The 21,431-nt window shown below is 72.4% G+C and carries 17 protein-coding genes; 7 read left to right on the top strand and 10 right to left on the bottom strand.

The annotated features are described in order from the left end of the window. Positions 1-10: 10 nt before the first annotated feature. The 7 genes from murD to rsmH form a co-directional block, all read right to left on the bottom strand. Complete coding sequence (gene murD, locus OG444_RS11445; RefSeq protein WP_327262058.1) at positions 11-1,492, bottom strand: UDP-N-acetylmuramoyl-L-alanine--D-glutamate ligase; 1,482 nt, start codon at positions 1,490-1,492, stop codon at positions 11-13. Further along, on the bottom strand, positions 1,474-2,544 hold the full coding sequence (gene mraY / locus OG444_RS11450) for a phospho-N-acetylmuramoyl-pentapeptide-transferase (protein WP_327262059.1): 1,071 nt from the start codon (positions 2,542-2,544) through the stop codon (positions 1,474-1,476). Before mraY ends, murD begins: the two co-directional genes overlap by 19 nt. Then, positions 2,541-3,971: a UDP-N-acetylmuramoyl-tripeptide--D-alanyl-D-alanine ligase gene (locus OG444_RS11455; RefSeq protein ID WP_327262060.1), complete on the bottom strand. Its 1,431-nt coding sequence runs from the start codon at positions 3,969-3,971 to the stop codon at positions 2,541-2,543. The genes mraY and OG444_RS11455 overlap by 4 nt, the downstream gene beginning before the upstream one ends. After that, positions 3,968-5,674 (bottom strand): UDP-N-acetylmuramoyl-L-alanyl-D-glutamate--2,6-diaminopimelate ligase, encoded by a 1,707-nt coding sequence (locus tag OG444_RS11460; protein ID WP_327262061.1) that lies wholly within the window; start codon positions 5,672-5,674, stop codon positions 3,968-3,970. The genes OG444_RS11455 and OG444_RS11460 overlap by 4 nt, the downstream gene beginning before the upstream one ends. 44 nt (positions 5,675-5,718) lie before the next feature. After that, entirely contained in the window at positions 5,719-7,731 is a 2,013-nt protein-coding gene (locus OG444_RS11465; RefSeq protein WP_327262062.1) for a peptidoglycan D,D-transpeptidase FtsI family protein, read from the bottom strand. 87 nt (positions 7,732-7,818) lie between these two features. Continuing rightward, positions 7,819-8,376, bottom strand: coding sequence for a hypothetical protein (locus tag OG444_RS11470; protein ID WP_383197805.1), 558 nt, complete (start codon positions 8,374-8,376; stop codon positions 7,819-7,821). After that, a complete protein-coding gene (gene rsmH, locus OG444_RS11475; protein WP_329102898.1) occupies positions 8,373-9,302 on the bottom strand; it encodes a 16S rRNA (cytosine(1402)-N(4))-methyltransferase RsmH in 930 nt (309 codons plus the stop codon). The genes OG444_RS11470 and rsmH overlap by 4 nt, the downstream gene beginning before the upstream one ends. A 363-nt stretch (positions 9,303-9,665) precedes the next feature. On the opposite strand from rsmH, the gene OG444_RS11480 reads away from it, so the two are divergent. From OG444_RS11480 to OG444_RS11495, 4 genes are all read left to right on the top strand, one after another. Further along, a complete protein-coding gene (locus OG444_RS11480) occupies positions 9,666-10,280 on the top strand; it encodes a beta-class carbonic anhydrase (protein ID WP_327262064.1) in 615 nt (204 codons plus the stop codon). Positions 10,281-10,416: 136 nt separating this feature from the next. Beyond that, positions 10,417-11,427: an AAA family ATPase gene (locus tag OG444_RS11485; protein WP_327262065.1), complete on the top strand. Its 1,011-nt coding sequence runs from the start codon at positions 10,417-10,419 to the stop codon at positions 11,425-11,427. Next, positions 11,427-12,803: a DUF58 domain-containing protein gene (locus tag OG444_RS11490; protein ID WP_327262066.1), complete on the top strand. Its 1,377-nt coding sequence runs from the start codon at positions 11,427-11,429 to the stop codon at positions 12,801-12,803. The genes OG444_RS11485 and OG444_RS11490 overlap by 1 nt, the downstream gene beginning before the upstream one ends. Beyond that, complete coding sequence (locus tag OG444_RS11495; RefSeq protein WP_327262067.1) at positions 12,800-15,214, top strand: transglutaminase family protein; 2,415 nt, start codon at positions 12,800-12,802, stop codon at positions 15,212-15,214. Before OG444_RS11490 ends, OG444_RS11495 begins: the two co-directional genes overlap by 4 nt. A gap of 435 nt (positions 15,215-15,649) precedes the next feature. Here OG444_RS11495 and OG444_RS11500 read toward each other — a convergent pair whose 3' ends face one another. The 3 genes from OG444_RS11500 to OG444_RS11510 are packed head-to-tail and all read right to left on the bottom strand — an operon-like array spanning position 15,650 to position 19,228. Beyond that, positions 15,650-16,282, bottom strand: a complete 633-nt coding sequence (locus OG444_RS11500; RefSeq protein ID WP_327262068.1) for a TetR/AcrR family transcriptional regulator — start codon at positions 16,280-16,282, stop codon at positions 15,650-15,652. 29 nt (positions 16,283-16,311) lie between these two features. After that, positions 16,312-18,408 carry a YhgE/Pip domain-containing protein gene (locus tag OG444_RS11505; protein WP_327262069.1) on the bottom strand — a complete coding sequence of 699 codons (2,097 nt, stop codon included), beginning with the start codon at positions 18,406-18,408 and terminating at the stop codon, positions 16,312-16,314. Beyond that, the gene (locus OG444_RS11510) at positions 18,380-19,228 is read right to left on the bottom strand and encodes an ATP-binding cassette domain-containing protein (RefSeq protein WP_327262070.1); all 849 of its coding nucleotides are present in this window, start codon (positions 19,226-19,228) and stop codon (positions 18,380-18,382) included. Before OG444_RS11510 ends, OG444_RS11505 begins: the two co-directional genes overlap by 29 nt. 172 nt (positions 19,229-19,400) lie before the next feature. Between OG444_RS11510 and OG444_RS11515 the strand changes: the two genes are divergently transcribed. From OG444_RS11515 to OG444_RS11525, 3 genes are all read left to right on the top strand, one after another. Further along, positions 19,401-19,895 carry an SAV_6107 family HEPN domain-containing protein gene (locus tag OG444_RS11515; protein ID WP_327262071.1) on the top strand — a complete coding sequence of 165 codons (495 nt, stop codon included), beginning with the start codon at positions 19,401-19,403 and terminating at the stop codon, positions 19,893-19,895. Positions 19,896-19,967: 72 nt separating this feature from the next. Next, positions 19,968-20,726 carry a methyltransferase gene (locus OG444_RS11520; protein ID WP_189736241.1) on the top strand — a complete coding sequence of 253 codons (759 nt, stop codon included), beginning with the start codon at positions 19,968-19,970 and terminating at the stop codon, positions 20,724-20,726. A gap of 294 nt (positions 20,727-21,020) precedes the next feature. Further along, positions 21,021-21,422, top strand: a complete 402-nt coding sequence (locus tag OG444_RS11525; protein WP_189963543.1) for a DUF3040 domain-containing protein — start codon at positions 21,021-21,023, stop codon at positions 21,420-21,422. The last annotated feature ends 9 nt before the right edge of the window (positions 21,423-21,431 follow it).

Here is a 21,431-nt window from a genome sequence, read left to right on the forward strand (position 1 = left end):
AGCCCCCGGCCTAGGCCGTGTCCGCAGCGTTCTCGGCGGCCAGTTCGCGCACCGCGTCGGCGAATGCGTCCCCACGCTTGTTGTAGTTCGCGAACATGTCCATCGAGGCGCAGGCAGGTGCCAGCAGGACCGTGTCGCCGGGCTCGGCGAGCGCGGCGGCTTCCCGGACCGCTGCGAGCATCGCCCCAGTGTCGGTCCGGTCGAGGTCGACGACCGGGACCTCGGGCGCGTGTCGCGCCAGCGCCTCGGCGATCAGCGCCCGGTCGGCGCCGATCAGCACGGCGCCGCGCAGCCGCTTCGCGGACTTCGTGACGAGCTCGTCGAAGGTCGCGCCCTTGGCGAGACCGCCGGCGATCCAGACGACCGGCTCGAAGGCCGCGAGCGAGGCCTCGGCCGCGTGCGTGTTGGTGGCCTTGGAGTCGTCGATGTAGGTGACCGAGCCGATCTCGTCCACGTACGCGACGCGGTGGGCGTCCGGGCGGAAGTCGCGCAGCCCGTCGCGGACCGCGCGCGGCTCGACGCCGAAGGCGCGGGCCAGGGCTGCGGCGGCGAGCGCGTTGGCGATGTTGTGCGGGGCCGGCGGGTTGACGTCCTTGACCTCGGCGAGCTCCTGGGCGTTCTTCTGCCGGTTCTCCACGAAGGCCCGGTCGACGAGGATGCCGTCGACGATGCCGAGCATGGAGGGGCCGGGGGCGCCGAGGGTGAAACCGATGGCCCGGCAGCCCTCTTCGACGTCGGCCTCCACGACCAGGCCCTCGGTGGCCGGGTCGGCGACGTTGTAGACGCAGGCCACCGTGTTGCCCTCGTAGATCCGGCCCTTGTCGGCGGCGTACGCCTCCATCGAGCCGTGCCAGTCGAGGTGGTCCGGGGCCAGGTTGAGCACGGCCGCCGAGTGGACGCGCAGCGAGGGCGCCCAGTGCAGCTGGTAGCTGGAGAGTTCGACGGCGAGGACGTCGTACTCCTCCTCGCCGAGCACCACATCGATGATCGGGGTGCCGATGTTGCCGACGGCTGCGGTGCGCAGGCCCGCTGCCCTCAGGATCGACGCCAGCATCTGCGTGGTCGTGGTCTTGCCGTTGGTGCCGGTGATGGCGAGCCAGGGCGCAGCGGCCCTCGGGGCTCCGCCGGCCGCGGCGGCCCGGCGCTCCTGGCCGACCTCGCGCAGCAGCCAGGCGATCTCGACGTCGCCGACCACGTCCACACCGGCCGCGGCGGCGGCCTCGAACAGGGGGCTGTCGGGCTTCCAGCCGGGCGAGGTGACGACCAGCTCGGTGCCCTCGGGCAGGGTTTCGGCGTCCCCGAGGCGCACGCTGATGCCCAGCTCGCCCAGTTCGGCGGCGCGGGCCCGGTGGCCCTCGCTGTCGCCGCCGTCGACGACGGTCACCGATGCGCCGAGGCCGGCCAGGGCGCGGGCGGCACTGATGCCGCTCACGCCGAGACCGGCGACGGTGATGTTCTTGTCCTGCCAGGACGTCACTTGTCGGCTGCCCATCCCGCGTAGAAGAGACCGAGACCCACGATCACGCACATGCCCTGGATGATCCAGAAGCGGACGACGACGAGGACCTCGGACCAGCCCTTGAGTTCGAAGTGGTGCTGCAGCGGTGCCATCCGGAAGACGCGCTTGCCGGTCATCTTGAAGGAACCGACCTGGATGACGACCGACATCGTGATGAGCACGAACAGGCCGCCGAGGAGCGCCATCAGGAACTCCGTGCGGGAGCAGATGGCGAGGCCCGCGAGTGCGCCGCCGAGGGCGAGCGAGCCGGTGTCACCCATGAAGATCTTGGCGGGCGAGGTGTTCCACCACAGGAAGCCGAAGCAGGCGCCCATGAGGGCGGAGGCGACCACGGCGAGGTCGAGGGGATCTCGTACCTCGAAGCAGGCGTTCGGGTTCGTGAGGTCGGCGGCGAAGGCGCAGGACTCCTGGAACTGCCAGACGCCGATGAAGGTGTAGGCGCCGAAGACCATCACGGCGGCGCCGGTCGCGAGACCGTCCAGGCCGTCGGTGAGGTTCACGCCGTTGGACATCGCCAGGATCATGAACAGCGCCCAGACCACGAACAGCACCGGTCCGATCGACCAGCCGAAGTCCGTGACGAAGGACAGCCTGGTGGAGGCCGGGGTGAGCCCGCGCGAGTCCTTGAACTGGAGGGCCAGCACCGCGAAGGCGATGCCGACGATCAGCTGGCCGGACATCTTCGCCTTGGCCCTCAGACCCAGCGAACGCCTCTTGACGATCTTGATGTAGTCGTCCAGGTACCCGACGAGGCCCATGCCCGCCATCAGGAACAGCACGAGCAGGCCCGAGAAGCTCGGTTCGCTGCCGGTGAGGATCTTCGTCAGGGCGTACGCGATGAGCGTCGCCAGGATGAAGGAGATACCGCCCATGGTGGGCGTGCCCTTCTTCCCGGCGTGGCCGCGGGGGCCGTCGTCGCGGATGAACTGGCCGTAGCCCTTGCGGGCCAGCAGCTTGATCAGCAGCGGGGTGCCGACGACGGTGAGGAACATGCCGATGACGCCGGCGAACAGAATCTGCCTCATCGGTCGGCGACCTCGCCCTCGACAGTGCTGTCGAGAAGGCCCTGGGCCACCCGCTCCAGACCGGCCGACCTGGAAGCCTTCACCAGCACGACGTCACCCGGGCGCAGTTCACTGCGCAACAGGTCGACAGCCGCCTGCGCGTCGGACACGTGCACCGACTCCTCACCCCACGAACCCTCGTTATATGCGCCCAGTTGCAGCCAGGATGCTTCCCTGCCCCCGACTGCGACGAGCTTGCTCACGTTGAGCCGGACGACAAGACGTCCGACCGCGTCGTGCTCGGCGAGAGCGTCGTCTCCGAGCTCGGCCATCGGGCCGAGCACCGCCCACGTGCGCCCCCCGTTCGCCCTGCCGGCACCGCCCATCGCGGCAAGCGCGCGCAGTGCGGCCCGCATGGACTCGGGGTTCGCGTTGTAGGCGTCGTTGACGATCGTCACACCGTCCGCCCGCTCGGTGACCTCCATCCGCCACCGGGACAGCGTGCCCGCCCCGGAGAGCGCCGTGGCGATCTCCTGTGCGGACATGCCCAGGACATGAGCGACGGCGGCCGCGGCGAGCGCGTTCGACACGTGGTGCTCACCGTACAGCCGCAAGGTCACGTCACTGCACCCGGTCGGTGTGTGCAGTGTGAAGGAAGCCTGCCCCCTGTCCGTCATGCGGACTTCGGTGGCCCGGATTTCGGCGTCCTCGGCCTCTCCGAAGAGGACCGTACGGGCCTTCGTGCGCGCGGCCATCTCGCGAACCAGCAGGTCATCGGCGTTGAGGACGGCGACGCCGCCCTCCGCCTCGGCCGGCAGGGCCTCGACGAGCTCCCCCTTGGCCTGCGCGATCTGCTCGCGGCCGCCGAACTCGCCGATGTGGGCGGTGCCGACGTTGAGGACCAGACCGATGCGCGGGGGCGTCAGTCCGGTGAGGTAGCGGATGTGGCCGATGCCGCGGGCGCCCATCTCCAGGACCAGGTGCTGGGTGTCCTCGGTGACGCGCAGCGTCGTGATCGGCAGGCCGATCTCGTTGTTGAGGTTCCCGGGGGTCCACACGGTCGGCGCGTGGTGCTGCAGCACCTGCGCGATCAGGTCCTTGGTGGAGGTCTTGCCGGCGGACCCGGTGAGGGCCACGACGTCGGTTCCCAGGCGGGTGACCACGGCCCGGGCGAGTGCTCCGAGGGCGGCCACCACATCGGGGACGACGATGGCCGGCACGCCGACGGGCCGGGTCGCGAGGACGCCCACGGCGCCGGCGGACACCGCGCGTTCGGCATAGTCGTGGCCGTCGACCCGCTCGCCGACGAAGGCGGCGAACAGGCTGCCGGCCCGGACCTCACGGGAGTCGTAGACCACGGGACCGGTGACCTGGACGGACGTATCCGGTATGTCATGGGGCCGCCCGCCGGTGATGTCGGCGATCTCGGCCAGGGAAAGGGCGATCACTGGTTCACCTCGGCCTGTCGGACCTGGGTCGTTCGGTCGAGCACGGCCTGGTGCTCGATCGCGGCACGGAGCACCGTGCGGTCGTCGAAGGGACGTACGACACCGGCGGTGTCCTGGCCCTGCTCGTGGCCCTTGCCGGCCACCAGCACGGTGTCGCCGGGCCGGGCGCGGGCGACGGCTGCGGCGATGGCCTCGGCCCGGTCGGCGTCGACCAGGACCGTGCCCCGCTCCGCGGCCGGTACGGACACGGCACCCTCGAACATCGCGGCGAGGATCGCGAGAGGGTCCTCGGAGCGCGGGTTGTCCGAGGTCAGGACGGCCACGTCGGCGTACCGGGCGGCCGCGGCGCCCATCGGGCCGCGCTTGGTGGTGTCACGGTCGCCGCCGCAGCCGAGCACGATGTGCAGCTTGCCCTCGGTGACCTCGCGCAGCGCGCGCAGCACCGATTCCACGGCGTCCGTCTTGTGCGCGTAGTCGACGACGGCGAGGTACGGCTGTCCCGCGTCCACCCGCTCCAGCCGGCCGGGGACCCCGGGGACCGCGGCGACGCCGTCGGCGGCGGTCTGCGGGTCGAGGCCGGCGGCGGCGAGCGTGACGATCGCGGCGACGGTGTTGGCGACGTTGAACGGGCCGGGCAGCGGCGCGGTGGCCCGTACGCGCTGTCCGTCGGGGCCCAGCAGGGTCAGGGTGGAGCTCGCCGGTCCGAAGACCACGTCCTCGGCACGCCAGTCGGCGGCCGGGTCGCCCGCGGCGGAGAAGGTGACGACCGGGATCGTCGCCTCCTTGGCCAGGCGGCGGCCGTACTCGTCGTCGAGGTTGAGCACGCCCAGGCGGGCCCGGCGGGCGGTGAACAGCCCCGCCTTGGCCTGGAAGTAGTCCTCCATGTCGGAGTGGAACTCCATGTGCTCCGGGCTCAGGTTGTTGAAGACGGCGACGTCGAAGACGCAGCCGTCGACCCGGCCGAGCACGAGCGCGTGGCTGGAGACCTCCATGGCCACGGCCTCGACCCCGCGTTCGCGCATGACCGCGAAGAGGGCCTGGAGGTCGGTGGCCTCGGGGGTGGTCCGCTCGGACTTGATGCGCTCGTCCCCGATGCGCATCTCCACGGTGCCGACCAGTCCGGTGCTGCGGCCCGCCGCGCGCAGGCCGCCCTCGACGAGGTACGCCGTGGTGGTCTTGCCGGAGGTACCGGTGATGCCGATCTGGAGGAGGTCCTCGCCGGGGCGTCCGTAGATCTCGGCGGCCAGCTCTCCCATCCGGCCGCGCGGATCGTCGACGGTCAGGACCGGCAGGCCGGTCGCCGCGGCGCGCTCCGACCCCGCGGGGTCGGTCAGCACGGCGACGGCGCCGAGGCCGGCCGCCTGGGCGGCGAAGTCGGCGCCGTGCGTCCTGGCTCCCGGCAGAGCCGCGTACAGGTCACCGGGGCGCACCGCACGGGAGTCGTGCGTGATGCCGGTGATCTGCGCGGCGCCGGGGGCCGGGATGCCCAGCAGGGCGGCCAGCTCGCCCAGCGGGCTCGGGCTGGCGGACGCGGGCCGGGGCGCTCCCGGCGGCGTTGCCGGGGCTTTCTGGGCGGTTCTGGGCTGATCAGCGTGGGGCACGGCGGTGAGCGTACCGGGCGCGGCGGGCCGCCCGCGAAGTGAGGGCCCGGCCTCGGCTTCGCCGGTCGTACGGTTCCCGGGTTTCGGGGTGATCGTTGTCACGGATGGTGCCTCACGCTTTTCTGGCGGGCCGGCCGGGCTGTGGGTCACTGACCGGGCTGCGGACTGGGCTGCGGGGCGGGCTGAGGAGCGGCGTCATAAGTGACGGGAAGCCCGGCGGGTGCGGTTCCCGTGGGGGCCACCTGGAGGGTCTTGAGCGCGAACTCCATGACCTTCTTGTAGATGGGGCCGCAGATCTGGCCGCCGAAGTAGCTGCCCTTCGTGGGGTTCTGGATGGCGCAGTAGACGGTGATGCGCGGGTTGTCCGCAGGTGCGAATCCGGCGAACGAGGCGGTGTAGCCCTTGTAGCGGCCGGTGGCCGGATCCACCCGGTTGGAGGTGCCGGTCTTGCCGCCGACCCGGTAGCCGGGGATACGGGCCTTGGTACCGGTGCCCTCCTGGTCGTCGACCACGGATTCGAGCATCGCGGCGAGGGTCTTGGCGGTCTCCGCGCTGACCACGCGGGTCCGCTCGGGGGCCGGGGCCGGGGTGAAGCGGCCGTCGGGTCCCTTGGTGCGGCGCACCAGCGTCGGCTCGATGCGCACCCCGCCGTTGGCGATGGTCGAGTACACGGAGGCCGCCTGCATGGCGTTGAGGGAGAGTCCCTGGCCGAAGGGGATCGTGTACTGCTGCGAGGTCGACCAGTCCTGGGGATCGGCGAGGATGCCGCGGGACTCGCCGGGGTAGTTCAGGCCGGTGGGCCGGCCGATGCCGAACTTGGTCAGGTAGGAGTGCAGGACCTTGTTGGCCTCGGGCTGGGTGGGTCCGAGCTGGCCGGTGGCCAGGATGGTGCCGATGTTGGAGGACTTGGCGAGGACCCCGTTGAGGGTCAGGTACCAGGTCGGGTGGTCGATGTCGTCCTTGAACAGCCGGTCGCCGCGGTGCAGTCGGTTGGGGACCTCGACCCGGGTCTCCGGGGTGGCCTTCTTCTCTTCGAGCACGGCGGCCATCGACATCACCTTGGCGGTGGAGCCGGGCTCGTACACGTCCTGGAGCGCGGCGTTGCCCATGGCTGCGGAGCTGGCCCGGGTCAGGTCGTTGGGATCGAAGCCGGGGGCGTTGGCCATGGCCAGGATCTCGCCGGTGCCGGTGTCCTGGACGATGACGTAGCCGCGGTCTGCCTCGGACTTCTGGACCTGCTCGGCGATGGCGCTCTGCGCCGCCCACTGGATGTCCCGGTCGATGGTCAGCTCGATGTCGTCGCCGGGGACGGCGGGCTTGCCGTCGGAGCCGGCCGTGGGGACCTGGCGGCCGCCGGACTGGGCGTAGGTGATCTCGCCGTCCTTGCCGGACAGCTTCTTGTCGAGGGAGGACTCCAGACCGCCGCCGCCCTTGCCCTCGGCGTTGACGTAACCCAGTATCCCGGCGGCGAGGTCGCCGTTCGGGTACACGCGCTTGCTGCTGGTCTCCTTGAACACGCCGGCGAGGACGTTGGCGCCGGGGCCGTTGCCCCGCTTGTCGGCCTGCGCCTTCTCCGCGAAGACCCGCTTGAGGTCCTTGATCTGGTTCCAGACCTGCGGGGTCTGGCGCTGGGCGAGGACGACGTACCGGGAGTTCTTGGTGCTCAGCCGCTGGGCGAGCTCCTTGGCGTCCTTGCCGAGGATGGGCGCGAGGAGGGCCGCGGCCTGCTGGGGGGCGTCCGGGGCCTTGCTGTCCTGCGGGGTGAACATCTTCGGGTCGGCGGTGATGTCGTACGCATCGACGCTGGTGGCGAGTGCCACGCCCCTGCGGTCGGTGATCTCGCCGCGCTCGGCCGCCAGCTTGACGCTGGTGTAGCGGTTCTTGGAGGCCTCGGCGGAGAACGCCGAGGCGTCGACGGCCTGCACCTGGAGCAGGCGGACCACGAAGGCCAGCATGACGAGGGTCAGGCCGACGCCGACCAGGCGCAGCCGGGGCCGCGGGCTGCCGAGCCGGATCGTGTGCGGGGTGCGGGGGCCCGTCGGCCTGCGGGTCGCCGGGCGCGAGGCCGGGCGGGCGCCCGCCCTGGCCCGGTCGCCGGGCCGGGCTGCTCCTCTGGCCGGACCGGGCACCCGCCGCCGGGGCGGTTCCTGCGGGCTCACGCGGCCACCGCCGGGGCGGCGGGGCTCCGCCCCGGACCCCGCACCTCGAACGCCGGAGGGGCTGGATGGGAACGGTGGATCACGGCGTCACCTTCCGGGGGTCTGGTCGGGCTGCGGGGAACCACTGGCCGCGGGGGGCGCGGCGGAGGGCGCCGGCTGGCCCGGAGCCGGGGCCGACGCAGCGGGTGCGCCCGCGGGGCCGGCCGGCGGAGCGGCCGGGGCGGTCGGGCTCGGGGTCGGCGACGGCGGGGCCTCGGCCGGTGCGGCGCTGCCGGAGATCTTGCCGTCCGGGCCCATGAAGACCGGGCTGCCGCCGGGCACCAGGCCCAGCTCGTGCGCACGGCGCTGGAGCGCGTCGGGGGCCGAGTGGGCGTCCACGTCCCGCTGCAGCGCCTGCTCCTCGTCGGTGAGGGCGGTGGTCTCCTTCTTCAGCTTGGACAGCTGGAAGGAGCCTTCGTTGAGTGCCGAGTTCAGCAGCAGCAGGCTGATCAGGCCGCCGCCGAGCAGGGCCACGACCAGCAGGACGAACGGCATCCGGGCCGCCTGCCCCCCGGAACGCGGGCGGGCCGGGCGGCCGCCGAGCGCCCGGCCGAGGCGGGCCGCCTGCCCGCGGGTCAGCGTGGCGACCTTCCCGGCCTTGGTCACAGCCGCGCCTCCCGGATGCGTTCGACCCCGCGGAATCTCGCCGGGGCGGCCCGCCGGTTCTCGGCGATCTCCTCCTCGGTCGGCAGTTCGGCTCCGCGCGTGAGCAGTTTCAGCTTGGGCTGGTACTTCTCCGGGACCACCGGCAGGCCGGGCGGGGCCGTGGAGGTCGCGCCGGCCGCGAAGACCTGCTTGACCAGGCGGTCCTCCAGCGAGTGGTACGAGAGCACCGCGATGCGGCCGCCGACCGCGATCCGGTCCACCGCCGCCGGAATGGCCCGCTCCAGGCCCGAGAGCTCCCCGTTGACCTCGATCCGCAGCGCCTGGAAGGTTCGCTTCGCCGGGTTTCCGCCGGTCCGCTTGGCGGCCTGCGGCAGGGAGTCGCGGATCAGCTCGACCAGCCGGGCGCTGTTGGCGAAGGGCTCCTTCTCCCGCTCCCGGACGATCGCGGACACGATCCGCTTGGCCTGCTTCTCCTCGCCGTACTGGCGCAGGATCCGGACGAGCTCGCCCGGCGCGTAGCTGTTGAGGACCTCGGCGGCGCTGATGCCCGTCGTCTGGTCCATGCGCATGTCCAGCGGCGCGTCCTGGGCGTACGCGAACCCGCGGTCGGCCTCGTCCAGCTGCATGGAGGAGACGCCCAGGTCGAAGAGGATGCCCTGGACCGCCGGGATGCGCAGCCCGTCCAGGACCTCGGCGAGGTCGGCGTAGATCGCGTGGACGAGGGTGGCCCGGTCGCCGAAGGGCGCGAGCCGCTCGCCGGAGAGCCGCAGGGCCTCCTTGTCGCGGTCGAGGCCGATCAGGTGCGCCTCGGGGAACCGGGTCAGCAGGGCCTCACTGTGGCCGCCGAGGCCGAGGGTGCAGTCGACGACGACGGCCCCGGGCCTCTCCAGCGCCGGGGCCAACAGGTCCAGGCACCGCTGGAGCATCACCGGGACATGTCGGGACTCGCTAGTCAAAGCGCCCTCTCAGATAACGGCGCGGCAGGCGTACGCACCACCGGGTCCCCGCATCCGCGGCCGGCGCCGGGGAAGATGGCGCCGGCCGGCCGGTGAGCGGGAGAGGGCCGGGCCGTACGTACGCGCCGCGCACGCGGAGTGTTCATCGGGGGCCGGGCGGCCGGTCAGGGCCGGGCTCCGGCCGGTTCGCGTCACTTTAGTGCAACGGTCGCCGCGGTCAACGAACCGCCCCGCGCGCCGTGCGCAGCTCTCGGAGCGAACCGGCAAATGCCGCGAATCACCCGGACGGCCGCCTCTCCCCCACCCCTGTGGGTTAGCTCACAACAAGCCTTGTTGACGTTCTTTGTCCGCTCTCACGCGAGGCCTCAACCAGCGGTGACCATTAACGTCGTACCCATGACGACTTCCGCATCCCTGCCTGCCGAGTCCGCGTCCGAGGCATCCGCCGGCGGATCCGTCACCGACCGACTGGTCGAGGCGAATAAGCGTTACGCCGCGCAGTTCTCCGATCCCGGCATGGACGCCCGGCCCGTTCTGCAGGTGGCCGTCGTGGCCTGCATGGACGCCCGCCTCGACCTGCACAAGGCCCTCGGCCTCGAACTCGGTGACTGCCACACGATCCGCAACGCGGGCGGTGTGGTCACCGACGACACCATCCGCTCCCTCACCATCAGCCAGCGGGCACTGGGCACCCGCACGGTGATACTCATCCACCACACCGGCTGCGGTCTGGAGAACCTGACCGAGGACTTCCGGCACGAGCTGGAGGACGAGGTCGGCCAGCGTCCCGCCTGGGCCGTCGAGGCCTTCCGGGACGTGGACCAGGACGTTCGCCAGTCCATGCAGCGGGTTCGCACCAACCCCTTCCTGCCCCACAAGGACGATGTGCGAGGCTTCGTCTTCGATGTGCACACCGGGCTCCTGCGGGAGATCGATCCCAGCTCTTGAGTGACACAAGGCCTTAACGCCGTCAAGAATGCGGGGTGGCACCACCCGGGATCCCCCGGGACGGTGTCCGTGTTTCGGGGTGGGCCGGTTCATGCGCCAAGGGCGTCGGCCCTGGAAATGGGCCGAGGAGAACCAGGTGACGACGTACGACGACCGAGCGAGCCTCGCGGATCTGACCAGCACGGCGGAGCGGGTGCGCCAGTCGGTCGAGAGCGTGATCGAGGGCAAGCCCGAGGTCGTCCGCCTCGCGCTGACGGTTCTGCTCGCCGAGGGGCACCTGCTGATCGAGGACGTGCCCGGCGTCGGCAAGACGATGCTCGCCAAGACGCTCGCCAAGTCCATCGACTGCTCGGTGCAGCGCATCCAGTTCACCCCGGACCTGCTGCCCTCCGACATCACCGGTGTCAGCATCTACGACCAGCAGCGCCGCGAGTTCGAGTTCAAGCCGGGCGCGATCTTCGCGCAGATCGTCATCGGTGACGAGATCAACCGCGCCTCGCCGAAGACCCAGTCCGCGCTGCTGGAGTCGATGGAGGAGCGCCAGGTCACCATCGACGGCACCACGTACACGCTGCCCAGCCCCTTCATGGTCGTCGCCACCCAGAACCCGGTGGAGATGGAGGGCACGTACCCGCTGCCCGAGGCCCAGCGCGACCGCTTCATGGCCCGGGTCTCCGTCGGCTACCCCAGCCCCGAGGCCGAGCTCCAGATGCTCGACGTGCACGGCGGGGTCTCCCCGCTCGACGACCTGACGTCCGTCGCGCACTCCCACGAGATCGTCAAGCTCATCGAGGCGGTCCGCGAGGTGTACGTGGCCGCGCCCGTCCGGCGCTACGTCGTGGACCTGGTCTCCGCCACCCGCAGCCACCCCGACCTGCGGCTCGGCGCCTCCCCCCGGGCCACCCTGCACCTGCTGCGCGCCGTGAAGGCCTCCGCCGCGCTGGCCGGCCGGGACTACGTCCTGCCCGACGACGTCCAGGCCCTGGCCGCCCCGGTCCTCGCGCACCGGCTGCTGCCCACCGCGCAGGCCCAGCTGAACCGCCGCAGCGCCGAGCAGGTCGTCGCCGAGATCCTGCAGCGCACCCCCGTCCCGGCCGCGCACGCCCGCGGCGAGATGCCGCCCGGCGCGGGCATCCGGGGCTTCTGATGAGCACCGGTGCCCCGCGCGGCGCCGGTGGCCCGGGGGACGGCGGCGGACTGCGCGCATCGCTGTCCGGGCTGACCACCCGCGGCCGCTCCTTCCTGGCCGCCGGGATAGCCGCCGCGGCGTGCGCGTACGTCCTGGGCCAGGGCGAACTGCTGCGGGTCGGCATCCTGCTCGCCCTCCTGCCGCTGATCTGCGTCTACGCCCTGCACCGGACCCGCTACCGGGTCTCCGGCAGCCGCCGGCTCAGCCCGGCGCGGGTCCCCGCGGGCGCCGAGGCCCGCGTACAGCTGCGCATGGACAACGTCTCCCGGCTGCCCACCGGTCTGCTGATGCTCCAGGACCGGGTGCCCTACGTCCTGGGCCCGCGCCCGCGCTTCGTACTGGACCGGGTCGAGCCCGGCGGACGCCGCGAGGTGTCCTACCGCGTCCGCTCCGACCTGCGCGGCCGCTACCCGCTCGGACCGCTCCAGCTGCGCCTCTCCGACCCCTTCGGGCTGGTCGAGCTGACGCGCTCCTTCAGCACCTACGACACCCTCACCGTCATCCCGCGCACCGAGCCCCTGCCGCCGGTCCGCCTGGCCGGCGAGTCCAACGGCTACGGCGACGGCAGCCGCCGCTCCCTGGCCCTGGCCGGCGACGACGACGTGATCCCGCGCGGCTACCGGCGCGGCGACGACCTGCGCCGCGTGCACTGGCGCTCCACCGCCCGCTACGGCGAGCTGATGGTCCGCCGCGAGGAACAGCCGCAGCGCAGCCGCGCCACCGTCCTGCTGGACACCCGGCGCCTGGGCTTCGACGGCGCCGGCCCCGACTCCGCCTTCGAGTGGGCCGTCTCGGCAGCCGCCTCCAGCCTCCTGCACGTCCTGGAGCAGGGCTTCTCCGCACGGCTGCTCACCGACACCGGCAACTCGGTGCCCGGTGAGGGCGGTGGCGGCTTCTCCTCCGGCGGGCAGGAGTCCGCGGAGGCCGCCGGGCTGATGATGGACACCCTCGCGGTCATCGGGCACTCCGACGGCGCCGGGCTCTCCCGCGCCTACGACGCGGTGCGCGGCGGCGGCGCCGACGGCTTCGGCGGAGGCGGCGGCGACGGGCTCCTCATCGCCTTCTTCGGCGACCTGGACGACGTACAGACAGAACTGGCGGCCAGGATGCGCCAGCGCGCCTCGGGCGCGGTGGCCTTCGTACTGGACTCCGTGAGCTGGGGCGGACAGCCCGCCCCCGGCCATGCCGTGCCCCCGCTGGAGGAACGGCTGCGCAGGCTGCGCGACGCGGGCTGGACGGCACTGGCCGCCCCGCCCGGAGTGCCCTTCGGCGAGCTGTGGCGCCGGGCCGGGAGCGCTCGCGCAGGTACGGGAACCTCCGGAGGTCGGGAATGAGCGGGCGCGCAAAACTGACGCTGTTCGCGGCACTGGCGACGCTGCTCACCTCGTGGTCGCTGAGCCCGCTGGTGGACTCGCAGGCCTGGCTGCTGCAGGCGGGGCTGCTGCTGATCGCGCAGAGCGCCGTGGGCGCCGCTGCCCGGCGGGTGCCGCTGGCCCGGACGCTGACGGTGGCCGCGCAGGTACTGGTGTCGCTGCTGCTGCTCGCGTTCCTCTACGCCGGCAAGGGCGAGTCCCAGGGGGACGGGCCGCTGGCCTACCTGGTCACGGACTTCGGCGCACTGTTCGGTCAGGGCGTCCGGGACGTGGGCGAGTTCGCGATCCCGGCTCCGCTGACGGACGGCATCAAGCTGCTGCTCGTCTCCGGCGTACTGCTCATCGGACTGCTGGTGGACCTGCTGGCGGTGACCGTACGCACGGCCGCCGCGGCCGGGCTGCCGCTGCTCGCGCTGTACTCGGTGGCCGCCGGCCTGTCGGGCGGCGGCGACGCCTCCTGGATCGCCTTCCTGCTGGCGGGCTGCGGCTACCTGATGCTGCTGCTGTCCGAGGGCCGGGACCGGCTCGCCCAGTGGGGCCGGGTCTTCGGCGCGGCCCCCCGCCGGGGCGCCGCCGACTCCGGTCTCGCCGGCGCGACGGGCGGTCAGGCGACGGCTCCCGTGAAGTTCGGCCGGCGGATCGGCGTGGTGGCCCTGGGCCTCGCGCTGGCGGTGCCGGCCGTACTGCCCTCGCTCGGCGGCGGGCTGCTGGGCGGCACGCAGGACGGCGACGAGAGCGGCAGCGGGCCGGGCGGGACGATCACGGCGGTCAACCCGCTGGTCTCCCTGCAGAGCAACCTGAACGCGCAGGACAACCGCGTGATCCTGCGCTACCGGACGAACAATCCGCAGCAGGGCGAGCAGTACCTGCGGATCCTGGCGCTGGACGAGTTCAACGGCGTCAAGTGGGAGGCCTCCGGGCGGGCCCTGGTCGACGTGCCGGAGCAGCTGCCGGAACCGCCGGGCCTCAGCTCCCAGGTCCGCGGCACCGCGGCGGAGGTCAGCACCAGCATCGTCGCGGCGGACAACTACACCCAGCGCTACCTGCCCATGCCGTACCCGGCGACATCGGTGGCCATCGGCGGAAAGTGGCGGTTCGAGCCGGCCGGCCGGACCCTGGTCGGCGACCAGCTGGGCAGGGACAAGTTCCAGAACGTCCAGGGCGCGGAGTACACGGTCCGCAGCCTGCTGCTGAAGCCGACGGCCCAGCAGCTGCAGAAGGCCGGGGTGCCCGACCCCGCGGTCCGGGAGGAATACACGAAGTTCCCGGACAACCTGCCGCCGGTGGTCGCCGAAACGGCCCGCCAGGTGACGCAGGGCGCGAAGGACGACTACTCGCGGGCCGTGAAGCTTCAGGACTACTTCGCCGTGAACGGCGGGTTCCGCTACAACACGAAGACAGCCTCGGGCACGGGTCCGCAGGCGGTCGCCCGGTTCCTCGCCGACAAGGAGGGCTTCTGCGTCCACTTCGCCTTCTCGATGGCGGCGATGTCCCGTTCCCTGGGCATTCCGGCCCGGGTCGCGGTGGGCTTCACCCCCGGTGAGAAGCAGTCGGACGGCAGCGTGACCGTGTCGATGCGCGACGCGCACGCCTGGCCCGAGCTGTATTTCCAGGGCGTGGGCTGGACCCGCTTCGAGCCGACGCCCCGCGCCGGCATCAACATCCCGGAGTACTCGCGGCCGCAGGCCCCGGCCGCCCAGCCGTCGGCGCCGGCTCCGCTGCCCTCGCAGGGTGCGGCCCAGCCGTCGACGGGGCCGACGGCGACCCCCGAGTGCCCGCCGGCGCTGAAGAAGCTCGGTGAGTGCGGTGCCGCTGCGCCCGCGCAGAGCGGTCCCCACGACGACGGGCCGTCGGTGGCGGCGATCCTCGGCTGGGTGGCGCTGGCCGTGGCGGTACTGGGCCTGCCCCTGCTCCCGCTGCTGTGGCGGACCCGGCTGCGGGCCCGGCGCCTGGCGACCCGGGAGGTCCTGACGGCCTGGCGGGAACTGGGCGACACGGCCTGGGACGTGGGCGTGGTCCCGGACGAGGCGCTGTCCCCGCGCCGGGCGGCGAGCCGGATCGTGGAGCTCGGCCGCCTGGAGCCGGAGCCCGCGGCGGCCGTGCACCGGGTCGCCGGTGCGGTGGAACGTGCCCTGTACGCGCCCCCGGGCGCGGAGGTCTCGTACCCGGAACTGGCGGACGACGTACTGCTGGCCCGTACCGGCCTGCTGGCGGCCGTGGACCGGCTGCCGCGACTGCGCGCCCTGCTTCTGCCGCGCTCGGCGGCCCGTATCTCCTGGGCCCTGGCCGCCCGCTGGGCGACGGCGTCGGGGGCAGTCTCGGCCCGGGCGACGGCCCTGCGCCTGCGCCTCCCCCTCCGCAACCGCGGCTGAGTCACGCCCCCGCCCCGCTCCTCCAGCCAGTCGGCGTTCGAGGCGCGGGGTCCGGGGCGGAGCCCCGGCAGCGGCGGCGCGGACGACCGCGGCACCCGCCGAACCCGCGGACGCGAAACGGCGAGGCTCGATCCCCCCGAGCCCCGCCGTTTCGCGTACCGCTTCACCGGGTCGCCGATCCCCCGTCGTTCCCCCGTCCCGGTCACGGCAGGAGGTACCCGGTCCGCTCCGCAGCCCCGTGTCGGCGGTGCGGACCGGGCCTCCTGTCCGTTGCTCCCAGTCTGGCGTCCGCCCAGGTGGGAGCCCATCCGCGCACGTACTCATTTCCGCGCCTAGGTACGGATACTCAGCCGTCGCGGCAGGCCCCACCAGTTCTACGGGGCGGCGCGCCCGCACGGCACCGCCGACTGGGGGGTGGTGCCGGGCCGCCGGGACTCAGCGGTTGCCGCTGACCCGGCCCCGCAGGAGCAGCGACAGCGCCGAGTGCACGTCGTCCAGGGACCGTTCGCTCTGGAAGGACTGCCAGTCCAGGGCGGCCACCAGCACCATCCCGACCATCGCGGCGGCCGTCAGCGGCACATCGATCTCGGCGCTCAGCTCACCGCGCTCGACGCCCTCGCGCAGCACCTTCTCCACGACGGCCACGGCCTCCTGCCGGACCACCATCAGCGTGGACTGCCAGGCCCGGTTGGTGCGCCACAGCTCGGCGACGTACAGCTGGGTGAAGGCGGGGTAGCGGTCGATGAAGACGAGCCCGGCGCGGATCATCGCGTCGAGCGCCTCGACGCGGCTGCCGCCGCGGGCCTCCGTCTCCTCGGCCGCCGTCCTCAGCGAGGCCGTCAGCAGGCCGACGCCGTGCCGCAGCAGCTCTTCGAAGAGGTCGTTCTTGCTCGCGAAGTTGTAGTAGACGGTGCCCTTGGCGACGCCCGCCCGCTCGGCGATCTCATCGACCGTGGTCGCGGAGAACCCCTTCTCGGCGATGAGGGTCACGGCCGCTTCGTAGAGCTTCTGCCGGGTGGCCGCACGACGGCCCCCGCCGGTACCCGTACCGGTGCTGCTGCTTTCCATGGCGCTGATTGTCACAGGTCAACACGTCCCTACAGGCTCAGTTCGGGGTGCAGTCGGTCCATGGTCCACACCTGCTTGCCGCGGGCTGCGAGCGCGGTGAGGGCGAGGGCACCGACGGTGAAGGCGAGCAGGACCGCGCTCCCCTGCCAGACCGGGCCGAGGCCGCCGCCGGTGATGAGGCGGCGCAGGCTCTCGACGATGTACGACATCGGCAGGTACGGGTGGATCCAGTTGAAGAAGTCCGGACTGGTCTGGACGGGATACGTGCCGCCCGCCGAGGTCAGCTGGAGCATCAGGACGGCGAGCACCAGGATGCGGCCGGCGGCGCCGAACTTGGCGTTGAGCCACTGGACGATCGCCGCGAAGCAGCCGGTGACCAGGATCAGGAAGCCGATGGTGAGGGCCGGGTGGGCCATCTTCAGGCCGAGGCCGGGCGCCCAGTGGAGTACGGACATCAGCAGGACCACCTGCGCCGTGCCGAGGCCCGCCACGGGCAGCCAGCCTGCGAGGGCGACCCGCCAGGGCGAGGCGCCGGCGGCCAGGGCCCGCCGGTTCATCGGGGCGATCAGCATGTAGGCGACCATCGCGCCGACCCAGAGGGAGAGCGGGATGAAGTAGGGGGCGAAGCCGGTGCCGTAGTTGGGCGCCTTGTGCAGGGACTGGTTGGCGAGCTGGACCGGGTCGGCCATGGCCTCGGTGCGCTCGTCGCGCTGCTGCTGGTCGTAGTCGGGGATCTTGCCGGCGCCGTCGTGCAGGCCGCCGGCGAGTTCGCCGGTGCCGTCGACGAGCTTGTACATGCCGCCGTCGAGGCGGTGGGCGCCGTCGCCGAGCTTGCCGACGCCGTCGGAGAGGGCACCGGAGCCGGTGGTGGCGGTGCCGAGGCCGGTGTGCAGCTGGGCCATGCCGGTGGAGACCTTGTGGGCTCCGCTGTTGAGGGCGTTGACCTTGGCGACGGCCGCGTCGAGGTCGCCCGCGAGCTGGGGAGCCTTGACGACGAGCTCGCGGGCCTTCTTCTCCAGGTCGGTGAGCTGGGTGCGGAGCTTCGCGACGTCCCCGTTCGCGTTCTTGACCAGGGCGTTGACGTCCCCGCTGAGCTCGGCGGCCTCGGCCGCGCTGTCCCTGACCTTCTTCAGGTCGGGGCAGGAGGCCAGGTGCGGTTCGCCGCCGGGGGTCACGCAGTGCTTGGTGTAGTAGGCGTCCGCCCCGGTCGCGGCCTTCTTCGCGGCGGCCGCGGCGGCCGGGGCCTTCTCCGCGAAGGTGCCGAGGTGGTTGTTGACCACCTTGGCGCTGTCGGCGACGAGTTCGGCGGTGTCCGCCAGGTTCTTGGGGTCCTTGACGAAGGGACGGGCCTTGTCCGCGGCCCCGTTGACCTTGTCGGCCAGCGCCTGGGTACCGTCCGCGACGTCCTTGGAGCCGGTCTCCAGCTTGCCGGCCGCCGTGTTCAGCTTCTGCAGACCGCTGTTGAGTTCGCCGGACTTCTCCTGCGCCGTGTCGAGGCCGTCGGCGAGCTCCTTGGCGCCTTCCTGGGCCTTGCCCGCGCCGTCCTTGAGCTTGTCGGCGCCGTCGGCCGCCTCGGAGGTCTTGTCGTGCAGGTCGGAGAAGTTGACGAAGATCCTGTCGAGGAACTTGCGGGAGGCATTGGTGGACGCCGCCGAGCGGACCTCGGCGAAGACGGTGCGCGAGATCGAGCCGACGATGTAGTTGTTGGCATCGTTCGTACGGACCTGGAGGGCCCCGGTGGTGGGGTCGTCGCCCGAGCTGGAGGCGATCTTCGCGCTGAAGTCGGCGGGCATGGTCAGGGTCAGGTAGTACGTACCGTTCTCCAGACCCTCGGCCGCCTCCTTCGCGCTCACGTCGTGCCACTCGAAGGACTTCTTGCTGTCATGCAGCTTCTTGGCGATCTCGGCGCCGGCGTCGAAGCTCTCCCCGCCGACCGTCGCGCCCTTGTCGGCGTTGACGATGGCGACGGGCACCTTGTCGAGGCGGCTGTACGGGTCCCAGAAGGACCACAGGTACAGGGCTCCGTAGAGCAGCGGCAGCAGGAGCAGCGCGACGAGAGCGGCCCGGGGCAGCTTCCCCCGCCCGAACCGCTTCAGCTCAAGCGCGGCCAGCTTCGGCGAGCGCATCGTCCGCCCCCTTCGTGTCGTCGTTCTCGGAGTCGTTCTTCGTGTCGTTCTTCGTGCCGCTCCCGGCGTCGGCGTCGCCCTCCGCGACGGCGGGCGCGTCCTGGCCCTGCGCCTCGTCCGGGTCCTTGGGGCAGGTCCGCAGGACGACCGCGTCGGCGGGTGCCTCGCTGCACACCGCGAGGACGGTGATCCCGCGGGCGGCGACCGAGCGGAGCAGGGCCCAGGCCTCGGCGCGTTCGCTGTCCGACAGCTTGAGGTCGAGGTCGTCGAGTGCCAGCAGCCCCGGGGAGCCCAGCAGCGCGATGGCGACGGAGAGGCGTACGGACTCCAGCCGTTCCAGGTCCCGTACGGAGGTCCGCCCGGCCTTCGGCAGCGTGGCGAGGTCCAGTCCGGCGGCCGCCAGGGCGGAGGCGATCCGCGCCTCGGCGGCGGCGCGGCGCTCGGCCCGGGGCCGGAGCATCGCGCGGACCGGAGCGCCGTAGTGGCGCTGGAGCAGAGCGCCCTCGCGCAGCTGTTCCGCGACGGTGAGGGCCTGGTCGAGGTCGTTGACCCCGGAGACGGGGCCGAGGGCCGCGAGGCGGCGGACCGCCGCCATCTTCTTCGGCAGCCGGTGGCCGCCGACCTCGGCGTGCCCAGCGGTCGGCTTCATCCGTCCGGTGAGGGCGAGGAGCAGGCAGGTCCGACCGCTGCCGGAGGGGCCTTCGACCGCGATGAGCGAGCCGGGCTCCGCGTCGATGCCGACTCCCCGGAAGGCCCAGCCGCGCGGTCCCTTGAGTCCGAAGTCCTCGGCCTTGACGGCCGCGCCGTGCGGGCTGTCCACGCCGTCCCCCTTCTTTTTGAACTGACCGGTCAGTTCAAAAACTAGCATCCTTCTGCGCACCTGGTGTGCAGGAGGGGGGAGTTGCCCGGTTCGTGGGCGTAAATCCGCAGGTCAACGCGATTGTCAGTGGTGACCGTCACGATGGGGGCAACGCATCGACAGGAGGTTCGTCATGGCCACACCGTCCCCGTCCCCTGTCCACCCCGTCCTACGGAAGTCGACGGCCCCTCCGGCCGCCCTCGACCTGCTCGCCAAGGCCCACAGCGGCCTGGCCGAGGCCGCCCGGCTGACCCGCCCCAACGAGCGCTACGCCACCGCCCACCTCGCCGCACTGCGCACCGCCGCGGCCGTGCTGGCCGCGCGCGGCCGGCCCGAACCGGTGAACCCGCGGCGGCGGCCCCGGATCCGCAGCGCGTGGGAGGTGCTGCCGGAGATAGCGCCGGAGCTGACCGAGTGGAGCGCGCTCTTCGCCTCCGGCGCCGCCCGCCGGGCCAGGGCCGAGGCGGGGATAGCGGACGCGGCCAGTGGCCGGGACGCGGACGATCTGGTCCGCGCGGCCTCGATGTTCCTTCGCCTGGTCGAGCGGATGCTCACCGTCCGGACGGCGCCCCAGCAGCCGTCGCAGAGCCTGCCGCAACCACGTCCGGAGCATCCGGACGCGGGATGAGCTGCCCGGCCGCGGAAGGCAATAGGGTGGGCGCAGACCGCTCACCTTTACCGCGCCGAGGAGCCATCAGCCGTGTCGGACACTTCCCGCCCCCGTGCCTCCCTCCGCACCGCCGTGGTGTGGGAGGTCCTCAAGGAGGCACTCGACCGCCGGGTGAAGGCGACCGGGCGGGATGTGCTGGACGTGCTCGACACCGGCGGCGGCACCGGTAAGTTCGCCGTCCCGGTGGCCCGTCTGGGCCACCGGGTCACCGTCGTCGACCCCAGCCCGAACGCCCTGTTCGGGCTGGAGCGCCGGGTGGCCGAGGCCGGTGTCGCCGATCTGGTGCGCGGCGTCCAGGGCGACGCCCAGGGCCTGTTGGACGTCGTCGAGCAGGACGCGTACGACGTGGTGCTCTGCCACGGCGTGCTGGAGTACGTGGACGACCCGGCCGAGGGCGTGGCCAACACGGTGGCCGCGCTGCGCGCCGGCGGCACGCTCAGCCTGCTGGCCGCCGGCCTCGGCGGGGCCGTGCTCGCCCGCGCGCTCGCGGGGCACTTCACCGAGGCCCGGACCGCCCTCACCGACCCGGCCGGCCGCTGGGGCTCCGGCGACCCGGTACCGCGCCGCTTCACCGCCGAGCAGCTCTCCGAGCTGGTCGGCGGCGCCGGCCTCGCGGTGGGCGCGGTGCACGGCGTGCGGATCTTCGCCGACCTCGTGCCCGGGGTCCTGGTGGACACCGAGCCCGGCGCGGTGGAGGCGCTGCTGCGTCTGGAGGAGGCCGCGGCCGAGCTGCCCGCCTTCCACGCGGTAGCCACTCAGCTGCACGTCCTGGGCGAGAAGCAGGCCTGAACTGCGACCTTCCGCGCCCGGAGTCGGCCACAGGCCCTCCGTTCCGACGGTCGGCCACGTATGATCAGGTGCAGTGACCGGCATGGCGGGTGGACCATTGGGGAATAAGGGCCTCAGTGACCGCCCCCTCGGCGGTACGGTTTTCGCGCAGCGCTTTCACCGGCTGCGTCTTTTCTGCGCCGTGTGTTTTTGGAACGTGGCGCAGAGGGCGGGTGTCACGGGGGCGATTCCCCGCCTATCCTGAAGGGGACCCCTGGTCGCTACCCCCGCGACCGACGGATGAGGAGGACTCCCGTGCCGCTCTCGGAGCACGAGCAGCGAATGCTCGAGCAGATGGAGCGAGCGCTGTACGCCGAAGATCCCAAGTTCGCGACAGCGCTTGAGGGAAGCGGACTGCGTACGTACACCCGGCGACGGGTCTACCAGGCAGTCGCAGGCATTGTGGTGGGTATCGCGCTCCTCATGACCGGTGTGATCATTCCGAACGTGCTCTGGATCAGCGTGGTGGGGTTCCTCGTCATGCTGGGATGTACGGTCCTGGTGGTCACCGGTTGGCGCAAGGCACCCAAGCCTGGCGAGCAGCCCGTCTCCGGTAGTACTGGCGGTTCGGCCCACGGCCGCAGCCGGCAGCGTCGGTCGATGATGACCCGTATCGAGGAACGGTGGCAGCGCCGCCGTGACGAGCAGGGGCACTAGCCCCGGACG

It is taken from the genome of Streptomyces sp. NBC_01232, assembly GCF_035989885.1.
Taxonomy (GTDB): Bacteria; Actinomycetota; Actinomycetes; order Streptomycetales; family Streptomycetaceae; genus Streptomyces.

Coding starts and splice junctions, on each gene's coding strand:
- murD (WP_327262058.1), bottom strand. CDS start 1,492: ATGGGCAGCCGACAAGTGACGTCCTGGCAGGACAAGAACATCACCGTC.
- mraY (WP_327262059.1), bottom strand. CDS start 2,544: ATGAGGCAGATTCTGTTCGCCGGCGTCATCGGCATGTTCCTCACCGTC.
- rsmH (WP_329102898.1), bottom strand. CDS start 9,302: ATGCTCCAGCGGTGCCTGGACCTGTTGGCCCCGGCGCTGGAGAGGCCC.
- OG444_RS11490 (WP_327262066.1), top strand. CDS start 11,427: ATGAGCACCGGTGCCCCGCGCGGCGCCGGTGGCCCGGGGGACGGCGGC.
- OG444_RS11495 (WP_327262067.1), top strand. CDS start 12,800: ATGAGCGGGCGCGCAAAACTGACGCTGTTCGCGGCACTGGCGACGCTG.
- OG444_RS11500 (WP_327262068.1), bottom strand. CDS start 16,282: ATGGAAAGCAGCAGCACCGGTACGGGTACCGGCGGGGGCCGTCGTGCG.
- OG444_RS11505 (WP_327262069.1), bottom strand. CDS start 18,408: ATGCGCTCGCCGAAGCTGGCCGCGCTTGAGCTGAAGCGGTTCGGGCGG.
- OG444_RS11515 (WP_327262071.1), top strand. CDS start 19,401: ATGGCCACACCGTCCCCGTCCCCTGTCCACCCCGTCCTACGGAAGTCG.